This is a genomic window from Salinispora vitiensis, assembly GCF_000378825.1.
GTDB classification, from domain to species: domain Bacteria; phylum Actinomycetota; class Actinomycetes; order Mycobacteriales; family Micromonosporaceae; genus Micromonospora; species Micromonospora vitiensis.
Window position 1 is genome coordinate 516,531 of sequence record NZ_KB900388.1, and the last position, 18,200, is coordinate 534,730.

The window sequence follows — 18,200 nt, forward strand, 5'->3', positions numbered from 1 at the left end:
CGTGACGAACCCGGCCCCGTACGCCGCCGCCGGCCGAGTAGCCGGGGCCGCCGCGCTGATCGCCGTACTCACCGTGGTCAGTCGGCTCGCCGGCTTTGGCCGTACCGCCGTGTTTGCCTGGACGCTCGCGCCCACCGATCTTGGTGGCACGTATGTGGTGGCGAACGCCGCTCCGAACGTGATCTTCGAGATGGTCGCCGGTGGTGCCCTCGCCAGCCTGGTCGTGCCACTGCTGGCCGCTCCGGTGGCGGCGGCGGACCGGGACGCGGTTGCCCGGACCACGGGAGCGCTGCTCACCTGGGTTCTCACCCTGCTGGTGCCGCTCGCGCTGGCGGTGGCGCTGCTGGCCGGCCCGATCGTGGAGCTGCTGGGCGGCGGACTCGACCCCGCCCAGCAGGCCAGCGGCGAGCGGATGCTGCGGGTGTTCGCCCCGCAGCTGCCGCTGTACGGGGTCGGCATCGTGCTCACCGGGGTGCTCCAGGCCCACCGACGGTTCGCCTGGCCGGTGATCGCCCCACTGCTGTCCAGCCTTACCGTCATCGCGGTCTACCTGGGCTTCACCGCCGCCGAGGGGCGGTTGGCCAGCGTGGCGGGCGTCAGCCGCGGCGGGGAACTGCTGCTGTCGTTGGGGACGACCGCCGGAGTGGCGGTGCTGTCCCTGTCGCTGCTGTTCCCGTTCCGCCGGCTGGGATACGCGCCGGTGCTCGGCTTCCGCTTCCCCGCCGATGCCCGTACCCGGGTCGGTGGACTCGCGGTGGCCGGCGCGGTGACGGTGACCGCACAGCAGGTCGCGCTGGTGGTGAGCCTGAACCAGGTCTCCTACGGTGCGGTCAGCAACCTCGGCGCGTTCCAGCTCGCCCAGACGGTCTACCTGCTGCCGTGGGCGGTGCTGGCGGTGCCGCTGGCGGTGGCCGCCTATCCGAGCCTGGCCGCTGCCGGGTCCGTCGGGGACGAGGCGGCCTACCGGGCGACGCTGGCCCCGACCGCCCGGGGGGTGCTGCTGCTGAGCTGCCTCGGTGCGGCCGTCCTGGTCGGTACGGCCGTGCCGGTTGGGTACTTCTTCTTCCCCGCTGGCGGCGCGGCGGCGACCGCCGCTGCCGGGATCGCCGGCTTCGCGCCCGGCCTGATTGGCTACGGGCTCTTTGCCGTGCTGAGCCGCGCCCTCTATGCGCGGGGGCAGGCGCGGGCGGCCACCGGCGCGATCGCCGTCGGTTTTCTCGTGGTGCCCGTTGTGGCGTTACTGCTCAGTGCCGTGCTGCCGCTGCGGGACCGGGTTCCGGCGGTCACCCTGGCAAATTCGGTGGGGATGGTGGTGCTCGGTGCCCTGCTGGTGCTCGCCGTCCGACGGACCGCCGGCGCCACTGCCCTGGCCGGAATTCGCCGTGCCGGGGCCGCCGGGGTGATCGGCGGAGGGCTCGCCGCGTTGGTGGGTTGGGCGGTGGCGCGGTGGTTGCTGGCGGCCACCGACGGCACCCCGAGCGCGCCGGTGGCCCTCGTACAGGGCATGCTGTCCGGTGTCGTGGTCGGTGTCGTGTTCCTCGCGGTGGTCTGGATACTGGACCGGCCGGACGTACGACCACTGCTCGCCGGAGCGCTGCGAAAGCTCGGGCTGACCCGCGGGAGGCGGTCGGCCACCCCGGCCGGCGGACAGCGGAAAGATGACGTCCCCCCGGAGCGGGGCGACGGGAAGGAGACGGTGTCCCGGTGACGGAACCGACCCCGTGGGCCGGCCGGGGCGGCACGGTCGCCCTGCTGCTCGCCTCCAGCACCGGCGGTGTGGGACAGCACGTCCGGTCGTTGACCACCGGGCTGATCAGCGCGGGCATCGCGGTGCTGGTCTGTGGCCCGGCCGCGACCGAAGAGCAGTTCAATTTCACCGGTGCCGGCGCCCGCTTCCAGGCGGTGGAGATCCCCGCCAACCCGACCCCCGCCGACCTGCGGGCGGTGACCGCGTTTCGCCGGGCCCTGGCCGCCGAACCGGTCGTTGCGGTGCACGCGCACGGGCTGCGCGCCGGACTGGTCGCCGTCGTCGCCCGGCCGGCTGCCCCACTGGTGGTGACCTGGCACAACGCCGTTCTCAGCGGCGGCCTGCGCGGCAGCGTGTCACGTCTGGTCGAGCGGGTTGTTGCCCGTGGCGCTCAGGTGACCCTCGGTGCTTCCGCCGACCTGGTCGCACGCGCCACCGCGTTGGGTGCGCCGGACGCCCGGTTCGCCCCGGTCGCCGCGCCGCCGCTGCCCGAGCCGCACCGCCGCCGCGACGCGGTCCGCGCCGAGTTCGGCGTTGGCAACGACCAGCCGCTGATCCTGTCGGTTGGCCGACTTCATCCCCAGAAGCGGTACGACCTCCTGGTGGACGCCGCTGCCCGGTGGCGGACCCGTGATCCGGTGCCGGCGGTGGTGATCGCCGGCACCGGACCCGCGTACCTGCAACTGGCCGCCCGGATCTCTGCTGCTCGCGCACCGGTGACCCTGCTCGGGCACCGTACTGATGTGGCCGACCTGCTGGCCGGTGCCGACATCGCTGTGGTCACCAGTGACTGGGAGGCCCGGCAGCTGTTCGCGCAGGAGGCGATGCGGGTCGGTGTGCCGCTGGTGGCGACCGCGGTCGGCGGCTTGCCGGAGCTGGTCGACGACGCGGCCATTCTGGTGCCGCCGGGTGACGTCGACGCGGTTGACACCGCGGTCGGTGGTCTGCTGGGTGACCCGACCCGCCGGGCCGAGTTGGGTCAGCGGGCCCGCCGGCAGGCGGATACCTGGCCGACCGAGGCGGAAACCTGCGCTCAACTCGTCGCCCTCTATGCCGAACTGTCTTCGGGCACGGCCGGCCCCACCAGCCCGGACACCGACGCACCCTCGACAGGACAGCCGTAATGCTGCGCCGATTCACCCCCGCCCTGCTGACGCTACTCGTCGTGGCGCTCGGTGTTGCCGCGCTGGCCGCCCGGCCGGCGGCCCGTCCCCCGGAGCGGACCGCCGATTTCGTGGTCCTGGCCGGGGTAGCCGGGCTGCGCTGGGAGGACGTGGACGCGCAGACGACACCGACACTGTGGCGGTTGGCGCAGGAGGGCTCGATCGGGTCGTTGGCGGTGCGCTCCGCCCAGCAGCCCACCTGCCCGGTGGACGGCTGGCTCACCCTTGGGGCGGGCAGCTTCGCCGCCTGGCCCGGCGAACGGCCGGAGGGAACCTGCCCGCCCACCGACGTCGTCGTGGAACGGCCGGACGGAATCGGTGCGAACCTGCCGGACCAGGAGGGTGCCGTCCTACCGAACCAGGAACGGCTCTCCTGGGGGGCCGTGCCGGGCTCGCTGTCGGAGTCGGTGCGTTGTTCGGTCGCGGTGGGCCCGGGTGCGGCGGTGGCCGCTGCCCGGCCGTTCGGCCGGGTGGACCGGTACGCGCCGGAACTGCCGGCGGATCCGACCGACCTCCTGCGCTCGTGCGTGCTCAGCATCGTCGATCTCGGTGTCGTCGATGGTTCGGATCCGGCGGACCGGGCCGCTGCCGCCCGCGCGGCCGACGCGCAGCTGGCCCGGGTGCTGGCTGCCCGCCCGCCCCGCTCCCTGGTCATCGTCGCCGGAGTGGCGGACACCGAGGAGCCGTCCCGACTGCACGTCGCGGTCGCCGATGGCGAGGGCTGGGAACGCGGCTGGCTGACCTCCCCGACCACCGACCGTCCGGGCTACCTGCAGCTGGTTGACCTCGCACCGACCGCGCTGACCGCCCTGGGTCGGCCACTGCCCGAACTTGCGTTTCTGGGGCGGCCCGCCGAATCCGTCGGTGGCCGGCCCGCCGACCTCGCCACCGCGATCGCCGGCTCGGTGGACGCCGATCGGGAGGCCGGAGCCCAGCGCCGTGTCGCCGGCTGGTTCTTCGGTTTACTCGCCGCCGTGCAGGTGCTCCTCGGGGTGGCCGTGCTACCGCTGCTGCGCCGGGCTCGACGGCACGCCGGCCCGTACGGTCCCCAGCCGGTGTCCCGGCGGATCGTCGCGGTGATGGAGTTGCTGCTCGTCGCGGCTGCGCTTGCCCTGCCGGCCGCACTTCTGGCAGACCTGGTCCCGTGGTGGCGGGGTGGGCACCCCGGGTGGTGCTTCGCCGGGGTCACCCTCGGGCTGACCGTCGCCGCGACGGCGCTCGTCCGGTTACTGCCCAGCTATGGGAGTACCCTCGGGCCACTGGGCGCGGTGGCGTTTCTGGCTACGCTCACGGTCGGCGCCGACGTGTTGACCGGCGCTCACCTGCAGCTCAACGGCGTCGTGGGCTACTCCGCGGTGGATGGGGGCCGCTTCGTCGGCCTGGGCACGGTAGGACTTGGGGTGCTGCTGGCCGGGGTGCTGCTCCTGGCCGGCTGGCTCGCCCAGCGAGTTCGTCGCTCCCGGCGACCGGTGGTGATCGTGGTCGTCGGTGGGGCCGCCGTCGTGCTGGTCGGCAGCCCCTACCTCGGAGCCGACTCCACCGGGGCGGTCGCGTTGACCGCCGGGGTGAGCCTCGCCGCGGCGATCAGCGCCAGTGGGTGGTTGACGCTTACCCGCTTGGCCTGGGCGACGATGGCCGGGCTGACGGTGACGGTGGGTTTCGCCCTGGTCGACCTCGACCGTCCAATCGGCGAGCGAGGAGATCTGGGCCGGTTCCTGGCCGCGGTTGGCGACGGAACCGGGGGCCTGATTGTGCACCGGGTCAGCTCCGCCAACCTGATGACGTTCTTTGACAGCCCGCTGACGGTGCTGACCCTGGCCGGTGTGCTCCTGGTGTGGTTCGCCCTGCTGCAGCCGTGGGGTGGCCTGCGGCGGCTGTTCGGCATCTACCCGGCAGTTCGGGGAGCGATGACCGGGATCGCGGTCGCGGCGGTGCTCGGTGGACTGCTGGGCGGGGTGGCGCTGGACGTCGCCGGGGCGGCGGTCGCGGTGGTGGTGCCGATGGCGGCCCTCGCCGCGCTGCGGGTACTGGACCACTCCACCGACCGGACCAGTCCGACGCCCGGAGGGGACGGCAGCCCAGCGGGCTCGATCGGCGCCGGCGGCGGGCCGGATCGAGGTCGGCCCTCGGATGACGTCGGTGCCGAAGGTGGCCGTGCCGACCGCGGTGTAACCGACGCCGACGGCCCGGCTGACTCGCCACCGGATGGCGTCGGTTCGGCCGACGACCCGCGACCGTCCGGGGACGGCGACGCCGGTGCGGTGGCGGTGGACCGGCGGGAGGCCGGCCCAACCGCCGGCAAGATCCCAACGGCTCGGGCATCAGACGAGGTCACGTCGGTCTGATCCGGTAGCGGAAGGCGATGCCACCGGCGGGTGCGCCGGGCGGCGGGACCAGGTGGGGTGTTAGCGTGGAATCCCGTGGATCGCGTGATCACTCTGCTGATCGGCACGGCGGTCTGCACGACCGCGACAGACGACACGGGAGCAGGCCTTGGCCCCTTCAGTACAGACGACCAGGCACATTTTCGTCACCGGGGGCGTGGCCTCCTCGTTGGGTAAGGGCCTGACCGCCTCCAGCCTCGGCAGCCTGCTCACCGCGCGTGGCATGCGTGTGGTGATGCAGAAGCTCGACCCCTACCTCAACGTGGATCCGGGGACGATGAATCCGTTCCAGCACGGTGAGGTTTTCATCACCGAGGACGGCGCCGAGACCGATCTCGATGTCGGGCACTACGAGCGGTTCCTCGACCGGGACCTGTCCGGGAAAGCCAACGTCACCACCGGGCAGATCTACTCGGACGTGATCGCCAAGGAGCGGCGCGGCGAGTACCTGGGGGACACCGTCCAGGTCATCCCGCACATCACCAACGAAATCAAGTCGCGGGTGCTCGGCATGGCCGAACCGGACGGCGAGGGCCAGGTGCCGGACGTCGTCATCACCGAGGTCGGCGGGACCGTCGGCGACATCGAGTCGCTGCCGTTCCTGGAGGCGATCCGGCAGATCCGTCACGATCTGGGCCGGGACAATTGTTTCTACCTGCACGTCTCGCTGGTGCCATACCTGGCGCCGTCGGGCGAGCTGAAGACCAAGCCCACCCAGCATTCGGTCGCGCAGCTGCGCAGCATCGGCATCCAGCCGGACGCACTGGTACTGCGCTGCGACCGGGAAATCCCGGACAAGGTCAAGCAGAAGCTCGCCCTCTACTGCGACGTCGACCTGGAGGCGGTCACCGCCGCCGCGGACGCACCCAGCATCTACGACATCCCGAAGGTGCTGCACCGGGAGGGCCTCGACGCGTACGTGGTGCGTCGGCTTGGCCTCTCCTTCCGGGACGTGGCCTGGGCGCGCTGGGACGACCTGCTGGAGCGGGTGCACCAGCCCCGGCACACGATCACCGTCGCGCTCGTGGGTAAGTACGTTGACCTGCCCGACGCGTACCTGTCGGTGAGTGAGGCCATCCGTGCCGCCGGCTTCGGGCACCGGGCCCGGGTACGGCTGAAGTGGGTGCCCAGCGACGAATGTGTCACCTCGGCCGGTGCCGCGGCCGCCCTGGCCGGCGTTGACGGTGTCGTCATCCCGGGCGGGTTCGGCGTCCGCGGTATCGAGGGCAAGGTCGGTGCCGCCCGGCACGCCCGGGAGAACGGCGTTCCGCTGCTCGGCCTCTGCCTCGGCCTCCAGTGCATGACCATTGAGGTGGCCCGCCACCTCGCTGGGCTGGACGGTGCGAACTCGCTGGAGTTCGACGGGGAGGCCACGCATCCGGTCATCGCCACCATGGCCGACCAGGAGGACATCGTGGCGGGCCGGGGCGACCTCGGTGGCACCATGCGGCTCGGGGCCTGGCCGGCGGTGCTCACCGAGGGGTCGATCGTCGCCGAGGCGTACGGCAGCACCGAGGTCAGCGAGCGGCACCGGCACCGGTACGAGGTGAACAACGCCTACCGTGATCTGCTCACCAAGGCGGGCCTGCACATCTCGGGGACCTCGCCGGACGGGCGGCTGGTCGAGTTCGTCGAACTGGATCGCGACCTGCACCCGTTCTTCGTGGCCACCCAGGCGCACCCGGAGCTGAAGAGCCGTCCGACCCGCCCGCACCCGCTGTTCGCGTCCTTCGTGGCGGCGGCGCTCGAGTACTCGCAGGCTGATCAGCTCCCGGTCGACCTGGACGGTACGGCGACGACGGCAGCCAGCAACGGCGGGACCTCCACGGCGCAGGCGACTTCGACCTCGTGAGCACGGCAGGGCACCGTTACCAGGTGCGTTCGCGCGTCGAGCGGTACCGGGGTCGGATCTTCGATGTGGTCACCGACGAGGTGACCATGCCCGGTGGCGGCACCGCCCTGCGGGACTGTGCCCGACACCCCGGCGCGGTATCGGTGGTGGCCCTGGACGAGGCCGGTCGGGTGGTGCTGATCCGGCAGTATCGGCATCCGGTCGGCCGGCACCTATGGGAGCTGCCGGCCGGCCTGCTGGACGTCGCGGGCGAGGACCCGGCGGCTGCCGCCGGCCGGGAACTGGCCGAGGAGGCTGACCTGCACGCCGGTCGGCTCGATGTCCTGGTCGATGTGCACAGCTCACCCGGGTTCACCAATGAACTGGTCCGGGTGTTCCTGGCCCGCGAGCTCACCGAGGTGCCGGTCGGCCGACGACACGGCCGGTCCGAGGAAGAAGCCGATCTTCAGATCGTCCGGGTTGCCCTAGACGAGGCGGTGGAGATGGTTCTGGCCGGGGGAATCACCAACGCCGCGACGGTGGCCGGGCTGCTCGCCGCCGCTCGCGCTCGGGACGAGGGCTGGACGGCGCTGCGTCGGGCCGGGACACCACTGCCGCGTTGAACCCGTACGTGAAAGGGGGGCCGCTCGCGGCCCCCCTTCACGTACGGTGAGGTTGGGTCAGTCGCGCAGCGGCCGGCCGTAGGCGTCAACGCCACCGTTCACCAGGATCAGGATGCCGTCGACAAAACCCCATAGGCTGCCAACGCCGCACGTCACCAGGGTGACGATGATCTGGAGCACGCCGGTTTTGGTGTCGCCCATGTAGAAGCGGCCGATGCCGAAGCCGCCGAGCAGGATCTGCAGGAGGCCCGCGACGAGCTTACTTTTGTCGGACCAGCCCGGGTGTCCGGACCAGCCCGGTTGTCCGGGCTGGTATCCCGGTTGTCCGGGCCAGCCCGGTTGTCCGGGCTGGTATCCCGGTTGTCCGGGCCAGCCCGGTTGTCCGGGCTGGTGACCCGGTTGTTCGGGCTGGGGATTGGGGTGAGTCATGAGCGGCAGGATAGTGATCCACCGGCGGCCCCTTCAACCCGGTCCGGTGGAAGTGAAGCGGACTACTGCCGAGTACCGGCCACGCCGCCTGACACATCGTCAGCGGGAGCGCCGACGACATATCACAGTGCTGGCTCCCTGACGGTCGACTCCGGCCTAGACTGCCGCCGGCGGGGCCTGAGCACTGCGGCAACGGAGCCGCCGTGGGCGCCGAGCAGCCGGGGCGAGCAGCCCTGGAGAAGGGGGTCTGCATCGTGAAGGTCGGCATCCCGCGGGAGATCAAGAATCACGAGTACCGAGTGGCGATCACGCCAGCGGGCGTCAACGAGTTCGTCCGCGCCGGCCATCAGGTCTTCGTCGAGTCCGGCGCCGGCGTCGGCTCCAGCACCAGCGACGAGGAGTTCACCGCCGCCGGTGCCACGATCCTCCCCACCGCGGACGAGGTGTGGGAGAGCGCCGAGCTGGTACTGAAGGTCAAGGAGCCGGTCGCGGAGGAGTACCACCGGATGCGGCCGGGCCAGGTTCTCTTCACCTACCTGCACCTAGCCGCCTCCAAGGAGTGCACCGACGCGCTGCTGGACCGCGGGGTCACCGCCATCGCGTACGAGACCGTCGAACTGCCCGACCAGTCGCTGCCCCTACTCGCCCCGATGTCCGAGGTGGCCGGGCGGCTCGCCCCGCAGGTCGGCGCCTACCACCTACAGGCCCAGGGCGGTGGACGCGGCGTACTGATGGGCGGCGTCTCCGGCGTGTACGCGGCGAAGACCGTGGTGATCGGTGCCGGCGTCTCCGGGATGAACGCCGCCGCCATCGCGCTCGGCCTCCAGGCTGAGGTGCTGCTGCTGGACAAGAATGTGGCCCGACTGCGGCAGGCCGACGCGATCTACCGAGGGCACCTGCAGACGGTCGCCTCCAACGCGTACGAGATCGAACGGGCGGTGGTGGACGCGGACCTGGTCATCGGCGCGGTGCTGGTGCCCGGCGCCAAGGCACCGACCCTGATCTCGAACGAGCTGATCGCCCGGATGAAACCGGGCAGCCTGCTGGTCGACATCTCCATCGATCAGGGGGGCTGCTTCGAGGACTCGCATCCCACCACCCACGCCGAACCTACGTACCCGGTGCACAACTCCGTCTTCTACTGCGTGGCGAACATGCCCGGGGCGGTGCCACACACCAGCACCTACGCGCTGACCAACGTGACCCTGCCGTACGCCCTGGAGCTGGCCAACTTCGGTTGGCGGGATGCACTGCGTCGGGACCCCGCGCTCGCGTTGGGCCTGAACACCCACGATGGTCAGGTCGTCTACGGCCCGGTCGCCGACGCGCACGGCATGGCCACCCTGCCGTTGGCCGAGGTGCTGGCCTGACCGGCGGCGAGGAAACCACGGCGGCCGAGGCCGGACCGGCTCCCGCGCCGGCCCTACGCCGCGCCGTCCGCGGCTACCTGGACCACCTCGCCGTCGAGCGGGGACTCGCGGCGAACACCCTCGCCTCGTACCGGCGGGATCTGGCCCGCTATCTCGACACGCTCACGTCGAGCGGGGTGACCGACCTGGCGTCGGTCGCCCCGGGCCAGGTGGAAGCCCATGTGGCCCGGCTGCGCGTCGGGGACGAGGAACACCCGCCCCTCGCGGCCTCCTCCGCGGCCCGGGCCGTCAGCGCCGTACGCGGTCTGCACCGCTTCGCACTGCGCGAGGGCCTGACCGGGGCCGACCCGAGCCGTGAGGTCCGCCCACCCGCACCGCCCCGCCGGTTGCCCCGGGCGCTGCCGGTTAACGACGTGATCCGGTTGTTGGAGGCCGCCGCCGGTCCGGTCTCCGCCGGCGGTGCGGTCTCCGCCGGCGGTGCGGAGGCGCCGCTCGGGTTGCGGGACCGGGCGCTGTTGGAGTTCCTGTACGGCACCGGCGCGCGGATCTCCGAGGCGGTCGGCGCCGCCGTTGACGACCTCGACACCGACGCCGGTGCGGTACTGCTGCGAGGTAAGGGCGGGCGGCACCGGCTGGTCCCGATCGGCGGGTACGCCGTGGCTGCGCTGCACGCCTACCTGGTGCGCGCCCGCCCCGGCCTCGCCGCCGCCGGCCGAGGCACCCCGGCGGTCTTCCTCAACTCCCGCGGCGGCCCGTTGTCCCGCCAGGGCGCCTGGGCCATCCTGCGCGGCGCCGCCCGGCGAGCCGGCCTGCCGGATATCGGGCCGCAGGCGGTCTCCCCACACACGCTGCGGCACTCCTACGCCACCCACCTGCTCGACGGCGGCGCCGACGTGCGCGTCGTGCAGGAACTACTCGGCCACGCCTCGGTCACCACCACCCAGGTTTACACGCTGGTCACCGTCGAACGGCTACGGGAGGTGTACGCGACCGCCCACCCGCGGGCGCTCGGTTGAGGGGCGTGACACGCCGGACCGGTGCTGAGCGGCCTGCTCGTCGGTGGCGTACAGTCAGGTTCGGCGCGGACCTGGCGGAAGTGACGCGGCCAGGATTCGCGACGGCGTCGCGAAGGACGTCGGTCGGCTCCGACGCCGGTGTGGTCGTCGGGAGGGGGCAACGAAGACATGGTTGGCGACGGTGGCCGTGCCGAGACCTGGACGTCGGAGCTCCGCGAGCAGCAGTCCACACTCGGCAATGACCTGGGTCCGGCAGATCCGGCCGCGTACACCACGCGGAAGCCGATCCCCGAGCCGATGCCGACCGATCGGCACGGCCCCGCCCGCATCATCGCGATGGCGAACCAGAAGGGCGGCGTCGGCAAGACCACCACGACCATCAACCTGGGCGCCGCGCTGGCCGAGTACGGCCGCCGGGTGCTGCTGGTCGATTTCGACCCGCAGGGCGCCCTCTCGGTCGGTCTGGGAGTCAACCCGCACAACCTCGACCTGTCGGTCTACAACCTCCTCATGCAGGACGACGTTACCTGCGACGACGTGCTGATCAAGACCGACGTGGCAGGTCTGCACCTGCTTCCGGCCAATATTGACCTCTCCGCTGCCGAGATCCAGCTGGTCAACGAGGTCGCCCGGGAGATGGCGCTGGCGCGGGTGCTGAAGAGCATCCGCAAGGAATACGACTTCATCCTGATTGACTGCCAGCCCTCCCTGGGTCTACTGGCGATCAACGCGTTGACCGTTTCCCACGGTGTGCTCATCCCATTGGAGTGCGAGTTCTTCAGCCTCCGCGGCGTGGCACTGCTGCTGGACACAATCGACAAGGTTCGCGAGCGACTCAACTTCGACCTGGAGCTTGAAGGCATCCTCGCCACCATGTATGACAGCCGCACCACCCACTGTCGCCAGGTGCTGCAGCGGGTGGTCGAGGCTTTCGGCGACAAGGTCTACCAGACGGTGATCACCAAGACCGTGAAGTTCCCCGAGTCCACCGTCGCCGGGGCACCGATCACCACCCTCGACCCGGCCTCCTCCGGCGCGCGTAACTACCGGCAACTCGCCCGCGAGGTGATCGCCGCCCAGGCGGAGCGGTAGACCGGCAGCCAGGCGGAGCGGTATACCGGGAGTGGGGCGCCCAGGTGGTGGACTACGGTTTGCCGGTGACCGCACCGCCCCTCGACCAGCCCGCACCCTCCGAGGCCGGTACCACCGCCAGCGGCGGGGAGGAGACCAGCGGCTTCACCGTTCGGTTGGCCAACTTCACCGGCCCGTTCGACCTGCTGCTGCAACTGATCAGTAAGCACAAGCTGGACGTCACCGAGGTGGCGTTACACCAGGTCACCGACGAGTTCATCGCCTACCTGCGGGCAATGGGTGAGCACTGGGATCTGGACGAGACCAGCGAGTTCCTGCTCGTCGCCGCGACTCTGCTCGATCTCAAAGCGGCCCGGTTGCTACCCGCGGCCGAGGTCGAGGACGAGGCGGACCTGGCCCTGCTGGAAGCCCGGGATCTGCTCTTCGCGCGGCTGCTGCAGTACAAGGCGTACAAGGAGGCGGCGGCGCACATCGCGGCGCTCGAGGAGATCGGCGGGCGGCGGTACCCGCGGGCGGTGACGCTGGAACCACGGTACGCGCAGGCCCTGCCCGACCTGGTGTTCGGCATCGGCCCGCAGCGGCTACGGGACCTGGCTGTCCGGGTGTTCACCCCGAAACCGCCGCCCGAGGTGTCCATCGCGCACGTGCACCAGGTCCGGGTCAGCGTCCGGGAACACGCCGAGATCATCGCCGAGCGGTTACGCCGGGCCGGCACGGCCACGTTCACCGGGCTCTGTGCGGATTGCGAGGCCCTCCTCGAGGTGGTGGCCCGCTTCCTCGCCCTGCTGGAACTCTACCGGGAAGGGCTGGTCGCCTTCGCCCAGGAAGAGGCCCTGGAGGAGCTGACCGTACGCTGGACCGGTCCCGTCGACGGCGGTGGTGACCTGGAAGTCGACGAGTACGCGGGGACGCTCCCCACCGCCGGGTCCGACGGGGCCGGGCCGGCCGACCCTCCGCCGGTCGACTCCGGGCCGGTCGACTCCGGGCCGGGGGAGGCAATGCCACTCCCGGCGACCAGGTCGTACCCGGCAGGATCGGCGCAACCCGGCGGAAGGCCGGCTACGACAGAGGACGAGCGAGATGGGTGACGAGGAACACGGGGACTCCCTGGCCGACCAGGCCGCCGCGTGGATCCCGCCATGGCAACGCCACCGCGAGACATCGGCCAAACCAGTCGAAGAGGCACAGGCCGCTACCGCGCCGAGCGGGGGAGAACCCGACGCCGAACCGCCCGGTGCCGCTGCGAATGGCCGCGCCGTCGCCGTACCCGGAGAATCGGCTGGTGCTGGGCGGGAATCTGTACCCGGCCGGGGGCGGTCCCGCCAACGGGGGCCGGCGCCACCCCCCGCGCCGGTGCTCGACGACGCCGAGCTACGCGGCGCCCTGGAAGCGATCCTCCTGGTCGTGGACGAGCCGGTCGCCGAGACGACCCTCGCCGACGTGCTGGAGCAGCCGCTCGAACGGGTTCGGGCGACGCTGCACGCCATCTCCACCGACTACACCGCCCGCGGACACGGCTTCGAGCTGCGTCGAGCGGCCGGCGGGTGGCGCCTGTACACCCGGCCGGAGTACGCCGGCTACGTGGAGCGGTTCGTCCTCGACGGCCAGACCGTGCGGCTGACTCAGGCCGCGCTGGAGACCCTGGCCGTGGTCTCCTACAAGCAGCCGGTGACCCGATCCCGGATCTCCGCCATCCGCGGTGTGAACTGCGACGGGGTGATCCGTACCCTGTTCTCTCGCGGGCTGGTGGAGGAGTGCGGCACCGAACCGGAAACCGGTGCCCACCTCTACCGGACCACCACCCTGTTCCTGGAGAAGCTCGGCTTGGACAGCATCACCGACCTGCCGCCGCTCGCTCCGTTCCTCCCCGACGATGTGGAAGACCTCGCCGATGCCTCGCGATAACCGCGCCCCGAAACCCGACGCGCCCGTCTACACCGGCCCGGAACGCCTCCAGAAGGTGCTCGCCGCCGCCGGTGTCGGATCTCGACGTGCCTGCGAAGACCTGATCTTCCGGCGGCGGGTGACAGTGAACGGCCGGGTCGCCCAGCTCGGTGACCGGGCGGATCCGACCTCCGACACCATCTACGTCAACGGTGAGCGCCTCCAAGCCGACGTCCGTCTGGTCTACCTCGCCATGAACAAGCCCCGGGGCGTCGTCTCCACCATGGCGGACGAGAAGGGCCGGACCGCCCTCGCCGACTTCCTCGGCAACCGGGTGGAAGAGCGGGTCTACCACGTCGGACGCCTCGACGCGGACAGCGAGGGCCTGCTGCTACTCACCAACGACGGCACGCTCGCGCATCGGCTCATGCACCCCTCCTACGGGGTGCCCAAGACGTACCTGTGTGAGGTGTCCGGCCCGATCCCGCGGTCGCTGGGCCGGCGCCTCGCCGCCGGCGTCGAGCTGACCGACGGTCCCGCCACGGTGGATGCGTTCCGGGTGGTGGACACGCTGGGCAAAACCGCCCAGGTGGAGGTAACCCTGCACGAAGGACGCAAGCACATCGTACGGCGCCTGTTCGACGCCGTCGGCCACCCGGTATCCCGGCTGGTGCGTACCTCGATCGGGCCGATCCGGCTCGGGGACCTCCGCGCCGGACGCACCCGTCGGCTCACCAACGCGGAGGTCGCTGCGCTGTTCAAGGCCGTCGGCGACTGACGGCGGCGGTGGCGGGTACCGCAGCCGGTAGGCTCCGTGCGGCCCGCTGCGCGAGGGCGGTCGCTCCCGGAGGTGCGGCACCAGGGGAGCGCACCGTGCCAGGCATGATTGTCGGCGGGCAGACACCGCTCGCGGGTGTGGACCCGCGAGGTACGGACTGAGGAGGACTGCGGTGGAGGAAAACGTACGGACCGGGCGCTGCGTGGTCGCTGTGGATGGGCCGTCCGGTTCGGGTAAGTCCACCGTTTCCCGGCGACTCGCGATCGCCCTGGGCGCCCGCTACCTCGACACCGGCGCGATGTACCGGGCGGTCACCTGGGCGGTCCTCCGCTCCGGAGTTGACCTAGCCGACCCGTCGGCTGTGGCCAAGGTCGCCGGGGAAACCGAGCTCGGCATCGGCACCGATCCCGAGGGATACGGCGTGACCGCCGACGGCGTACCCATCGAGGGGGAGATCCGTGGACCCGAGGTGACCGGGGCTGTCTCGGCCGTGGCCGCCGTACCGGCGGTCCGCTCGATGCTCGTCAACCGGCAGCGGGACCTCGCCGCCACCGCCGGTCGGATCGTGATCGAGGGGCGCGATATCGGTGCGGTAGTAGCCCCAAACGCTGATCTGAAGGTCTACCTGACCGCGTCCGAGGCCGCCCGGGCAGCCCGACGCAGCGCCGAGGACGCCACCGACGCGGGTCAGACCGCCGCCGACCTGGCCCGCCGGGACCGGTTGGACTCGACTCGCAAGGCCGACCCGATGACGCAAGCCCCGGACGCCGTGGTGCTGGACACCACCGAACTCGGCATTGACGAGGTCGTCGCGCGCCTGCAGGAGATGCTGGCCGAGCGGGGCGTGGGGCGATGAACGAGCCAACCGGTTGGGTGGGGTGGGACGGACCTGAACCCGACGCCGAGGAAGCCACCGCCCCGCAGCCGGTGGTGGCCGTGGTTGGCCGGCCCAACGTGGGAAAATCGACGTTGGTTAACCGACTGATCGGGCGTCGGCAGGCGGTCGTCGAGGACGTACCCGGGGTGACTCGGGACCGGGTTCCATACGACGCGCAGTGGAACGGCCGACAGTTCGCCGTCGTCGACACCGGCGGCTGGGAGCCCGATGCGAAGGACCGTGCCGCCGCCATCGCCGCCCAGGCGGAGTCGGCCATCACCACCGCCGACGTGGTCCTGTTCGTGGTCGACGCGGTGGTGGGCGCCACCGACGTGGACGAGGCGGCAGTGAAGATGCTGCGCCGCAGCGCCAAGCCCGTGATCCTGGTGGCGAACAAGGCCGACAACAGCTCCATCGAGATGGAGGCCTCCGCGCTCTGGTCGCTCGGCTTGGGGGAGCCGTATCCGATTTCGGCCCTGCACGGCCGGGGCGCCGGCGAACTGCTCGACCTCATCCTGGACCGGCTACCGGAAGCACCCAAGATCGTCGAGGACCGTCCGCGTGGCCCCCGCCGGGTTGCCCTCGTCGGCCGGCCCAACGTCGGCAAGTCCAGCCTCCTCAACCGCTTCTCCGGGGAGATCCGGGCCGTCGTTGACGCGGTCGCCGGCACCACCGTCGACCCGGTGGACAGCCTGGTCGAGATCGGCGGCGAGGCCTGGCAGCTTGTCGACACCGCCGGCCTGCGCAAGCGGGTCGGACAGGCCAGCGGAACCGAGTACTACGCGAGCCTGCGTACCGCCTCGGCGATCGAGGCCGCCGAGGTTGCGGTGGTCCTGCTCGACGCCAGCGAGGTCATCAGTGAACAGGACCAGCGAATCCTGTCGATGGTCACCGATGCCGGCCGGGCCCTGGTCATCGCCTTCAACAAGTGGGACCTGGTGGACGCCGACCGTCGGTACTACCTGGACCGGGAGATCGAGCGGGAACTGCGCCGCATTCCCTGGGCCATTCGGCTGAACCTCTCCGCCCGGACCGGACGCGCGGTGGACAAGCTCGCCCCCGCGCTCCGGCGGGCGTTGGCCAGCTGGGAGACCCGGGTACCGACAGCACAGCTCAACGCGTGGCTCACCGCGCTGGTGCAGGCCACCCCGCACCCGGTGCGTGGGGGACGGGCACCGAAGATTCTCTTCGCCACCCAGGCGGGAGCGGCGCCGCCACGGTTCGTACTGTTCACCACGGGCCCACTTGACGCGGGCTACCAGCGATTCGTGGAGCGCAAACTCCGGGAGGAGTTCGGCTTCGAGGGCAGCCCGATCGAGATTTCCGTCCGCCCCCGCAAGAAGGTCGGGCCCGGCGGTCGCGGCAAGGCCCACGGCTAACCGTCAGCCCACCCGCCCTCCCGGCCTGGCCCGGGAGGGCGGGTGCTGGCACGGAGGGGTGGATACGGGCAACGGAAAGATCGTGCGGTAGGCTATACCGGCTGTCGCGGGGAAGCCGGCGAAAGCATCGGGACGTGGCGCAGCTTGGTAGCGCACTTGACTGGGGGTCAAGGGGTCGTCGGTTCGAATCCGGCCGTCCCGACGCAGTTCAAAGGGCACATCCAATTGATGGATGTGCCCTTTGCTTATGGCTGGGTGACTAACTGAGTGACTATGCCTCAGCGCCGAAGAGCCGGTCCATGGTGATCGCGCCGCTTAAGAGCACCGGTCTGAGCTGGTGCCGGTATACGCCCTCGGTGACGGTCGTGCCAGAGTGCCCACAGAGGTCGGCGATCTGTTCGATGCTCATGCCGCTGTCGGACAGCAGGGACACGAAGCTGTGTCGTAGCTCGCGTGGGGTCCAGTCGCGCGGATCAAGGTCCGCTTTGGCGACGACCGGGCGAAAGGCCCGAAGAACATTGTGCCGGTCGAGGGCTGTGCCGGCGGTGGAGGCGAAGACGAGGCAGTCAGCATCAGGCCGGCCCTGGCGTTCATGGTGGGCGGTGAGGGCGCTAACGCACCGGGCTGGCAAAGCCAGTGTGCGGCGGGACTTCTTGGTCTTGGTGTCTCCGTCGACGCGGACCGAGCGCCAGACCTGGATGGCTGGTGGCGTTGGTGGGTTGCGGTCCGGGTCGCCCGCCAGGTCAACGCGTGCCCAGGTGAGGGCACGGAGTTCTTCGGTGCGTGCGCCCGTCAGAAGAGAAAGCACGATGTAGGCGTGCAGGGAACTGCCCTCGGCGGCAACCAGGAGCGCCAGGGCCTGGTCGAAGGTGAGCGACTTTGATGGTCGTCCGCTGCGGCCAGTCGGAACGGCGCAGAGAGCTACCACGTTACGTTTGACCTTGTCTCGCGCCATTGCACGGTTGACCGCGCGATTCAGCAAGGAATGGAGCAGCCGCAGGGTGCGGGTGCTCAGGTGGTGGGACTTGACCAGGAGCCAGCGGTCCACGTCGGTAGCGCTGAGGTCCCGCAGCTTCCTCGCTCCAAGGTCGCTGATGATGTGGGAGCGCACGAGGGTGGTGTAGTTCGACTTGGTGTTTTCAGACTGCTGGGTGAGTCCGTAGGTGAGCCAGTCGTTGAGTGCATCGGCCACGGTGTGCCCGTCCTGGACTAAGGCGAGACCGTCTTCGTAGTCGCGGATCTTCTCTCGTAGTTTTGTGCGGGCTTCGGTTTTGGTTTTGCCGCTGCCTTTGCGCACGATGCGTTTGCCGGCTGGGGTGTAGCCGACGGTGATGGTGGCGATCCAGCGTTGCCGGGTTTCGTCCCAGTGCAGGCCGCCTTCTCCTCGGGCGCGGCGGGCGGTCATCGGGTGTCTCCTTCCGTGGCTTCCTGTTCGAGTAGGTCGACGTAGGCGGTGATCGCGGCGGCGGGGACGAGGCGGGTGCGGCCTTGCTGGACGGTGCGCAGGCGCCCGGCGCGGATCTGTTCGTAGATCACAGAGCGGGACAGGCTGAGTAGGGACATGGCGTCGGGGATGCGATACAGAGCCTTGATCGGGCTGTTGAGGGTGGTGGTGGTCAATCGGCAA

The 18,200-nt window shown here is 70.9% G+C and carries 16 protein-coding genes and 1 tRNA gene; 14 read left to right on the plus strand and 3 right to left on the minus strand.

The annotated features are described in order from the left end of the window. Position 1 precedes the first annotated feature (1 nt). The 5 genes from murJ to SALPAC2_RS0102500 all read left to right on the plus strand — a co-directional run bounded on the left by murJ (position 2) and on the right by SALPAC2_RS0102500 (position 7,748). Positions 2-1,708: a murein biosynthesis integral membrane protein MurJ gene (gene murJ / locus SALPAC2_RS0102480; RefSeq protein WP_018215046.1), complete on the plus strand. Its 1,707-nt coding sequence runs from the start codon at positions 2-4 to the stop codon at positions 1,706-1,708. Further along, positions 1,705-2,871, plus strand: coding sequence for a glycosyltransferase family 4 protein (locus tag SALPAC2_RS0102485; protein WP_018215047.1), 1,167 nt, complete (start codon positions 1,705-1,707; stop codon positions 2,869-2,871). Before murJ ends, SALPAC2_RS0102485 begins: the two co-directional genes overlap by 4 nt. Then, a complete protein-coding gene (locus SALPAC2_RS0102490; protein WP_018215048.1) occupies positions 2,871-5,255 on the plus strand; it encodes a hypothetical protein in 2,385 nt (794 codons plus the stop codon). Before SALPAC2_RS0102485 ends, SALPAC2_RS0102490 begins: the two co-directional genes overlap by 1 nt. 148 nt (positions 5,256-5,403) lie before the next feature. Then, on the plus strand, positions 5,404-7,146 hold the full coding sequence (locus SALPAC2_RS0102495; protein ID WP_026184335.1) for a CTP synthase: 1,743 nt from the start codon (positions 5,404-5,406) through the stop codon (positions 7,144-7,146). Then, positions 7,143-7,748, plus strand: a complete 606-nt coding sequence (locus SALPAC2_RS0102500; protein WP_026184336.1) for an NUDIX domain-containing protein — start codon at positions 7,143-7,145, stop codon at positions 7,746-7,748. Before SALPAC2_RS0102495 ends, SALPAC2_RS0102500 begins: the two co-directional genes overlap by 4 nt. 57 nt (positions 7,749-7,805) lie before the next feature. Here SALPAC2_RS0102500 and SALPAC2_RS28280 read toward each other — a convergent pair whose 3' ends face one another. Continuing rightward, on the minus strand, positions 7,806-8,177 hold the full coding sequence (locus SALPAC2_RS28280; RefSeq protein ID WP_018215051.1) for a TM2 domain-containing protein: 372 nt from the start codon (positions 8,175-8,177) through the stop codon (positions 7,806-7,808). Positions 8,178-8,431: 254 nt separating this feature from the next. On the opposite strand from SALPAC2_RS28280, the gene ald reads away from it, so the two are divergent. From ald to SALPAC2_RS0102550, 9 genes are all read left to right on the plus strand, one after another. Continuing rightward, positions 8,432-9,547 carry an alanine dehydrogenase gene (ald, locus tag SALPAC2_RS0102510; protein WP_026184337.1) on the plus strand — a complete coding sequence of 372 codons (1,116 nt, stop codon included), beginning with the start codon at positions 8,432-8,434 and terminating at the stop codon, positions 9,545-9,547. Next, positions 9,544-10,563 (plus strand): site-specific tyrosine recombinase XerD, encoded by a 1,020-nt coding sequence (locus SALPAC2_RS0102515; protein WP_026184338.1) that lies wholly within the window; start codon positions 9,544-9,546, stop codon positions 10,561-10,563. The genes ald and SALPAC2_RS0102515 overlap by 4 nt, the downstream gene beginning before the upstream one ends. 168 nt (positions 10,564-10,731) lie before the next feature. Next, entirely contained in the window at positions 10,732-11,655 is a 924-nt protein-coding gene (locus tag SALPAC2_RS0102520; protein ID WP_018215055.1) for a ParA family protein, read from the plus strand. A gap of 44 nt (positions 11,656-11,699) precedes the next feature. Then, positions 11,700-12,743: a segregation and condensation protein A gene (locus SALPAC2_RS0102525; protein WP_018215056.1), complete on the plus strand. Its 1,044-nt coding sequence runs from the start codon at positions 11,700-11,702 to the stop codon at positions 12,741-12,743. Beyond that, positions 12,736-13,560: an SMC-Scp complex subunit ScpB gene (scpB, locus tag SALPAC2_RS0102530; protein ID WP_026184339.1), complete on the plus strand. Its 825-nt coding sequence runs from the start codon at positions 12,736-12,738 to the stop codon at positions 13,558-13,560. Before SALPAC2_RS0102525 ends, scpB begins: the two co-directional genes overlap by 8 nt. Beyond that, positions 13,547-14,317 (plus strand): pseudouridine synthase, encoded by a 771-nt coding sequence (locus tag SALPAC2_RS0102535; protein ID WP_018215058.1) that lies wholly within the window; start codon positions 13,547-13,549, stop codon positions 14,315-14,317. Before scpB ends, SALPAC2_RS0102535 begins: the two co-directional genes overlap by 14 nt. Before the next feature lie 172 nt (positions 14,318-14,489). Beyond that, positions 14,490-15,173: a (d)CMP kinase gene (gene cmk, locus SALPAC2_RS0102540; RefSeq protein WP_018215059.1), complete on the plus strand. Its 684-nt coding sequence runs from the start codon at positions 14,490-14,492 to the stop codon at positions 15,171-15,173. After that, complete coding sequence (der, locus tag SALPAC2_RS0102545) at positions 15,170-16,573, plus strand: ribosome biogenesis GTPase Der (protein ID WP_018215060.1); 1,404 nt, start codon at positions 15,170-15,172, stop codon at positions 16,571-16,573. The genes cmk and der overlap by 4 nt, the downstream gene beginning before the upstream one ends. Positions 16,574-16,701: 128 nt before the next feature. Next, a tRNA-Pro gene (locus SALPAC2_RS0102550) sits at positions 16,702-16,775 on the plus strand. 69 nt (positions 16,776-16,844) lie between these two features. On the opposite strand, the gene SALPAC2_RS0102555 is transcribed toward SALPAC2_RS0102550, so the two are convergent. Further along, positions 16,845-17,978 carry a site-specific integrase gene (locus SALPAC2_RS0102555; protein ID WP_018215061.1) on the minus strand — a complete coding sequence of 378 codons (1,134 nt, stop codon included), beginning with the start codon at positions 17,976-17,978 and terminating at the stop codon, positions 16,845-16,847. After that, positions 17,975-18,193, minus strand: a complete 219-nt coding sequence (locus tag SALPAC2_RS0102560) for a helix-turn-helix domain-containing protein (protein ID WP_018215062.1) — start codon at positions 18,191-18,193, stop codon at positions 17,975-17,977. The genes SALPAC2_RS0102555 and SALPAC2_RS0102560 overlap by 4 nt, the downstream gene beginning before the upstream one ends. Between the last annotated feature and the right edge of the window lie 7 nt (positions 18,194-18,200).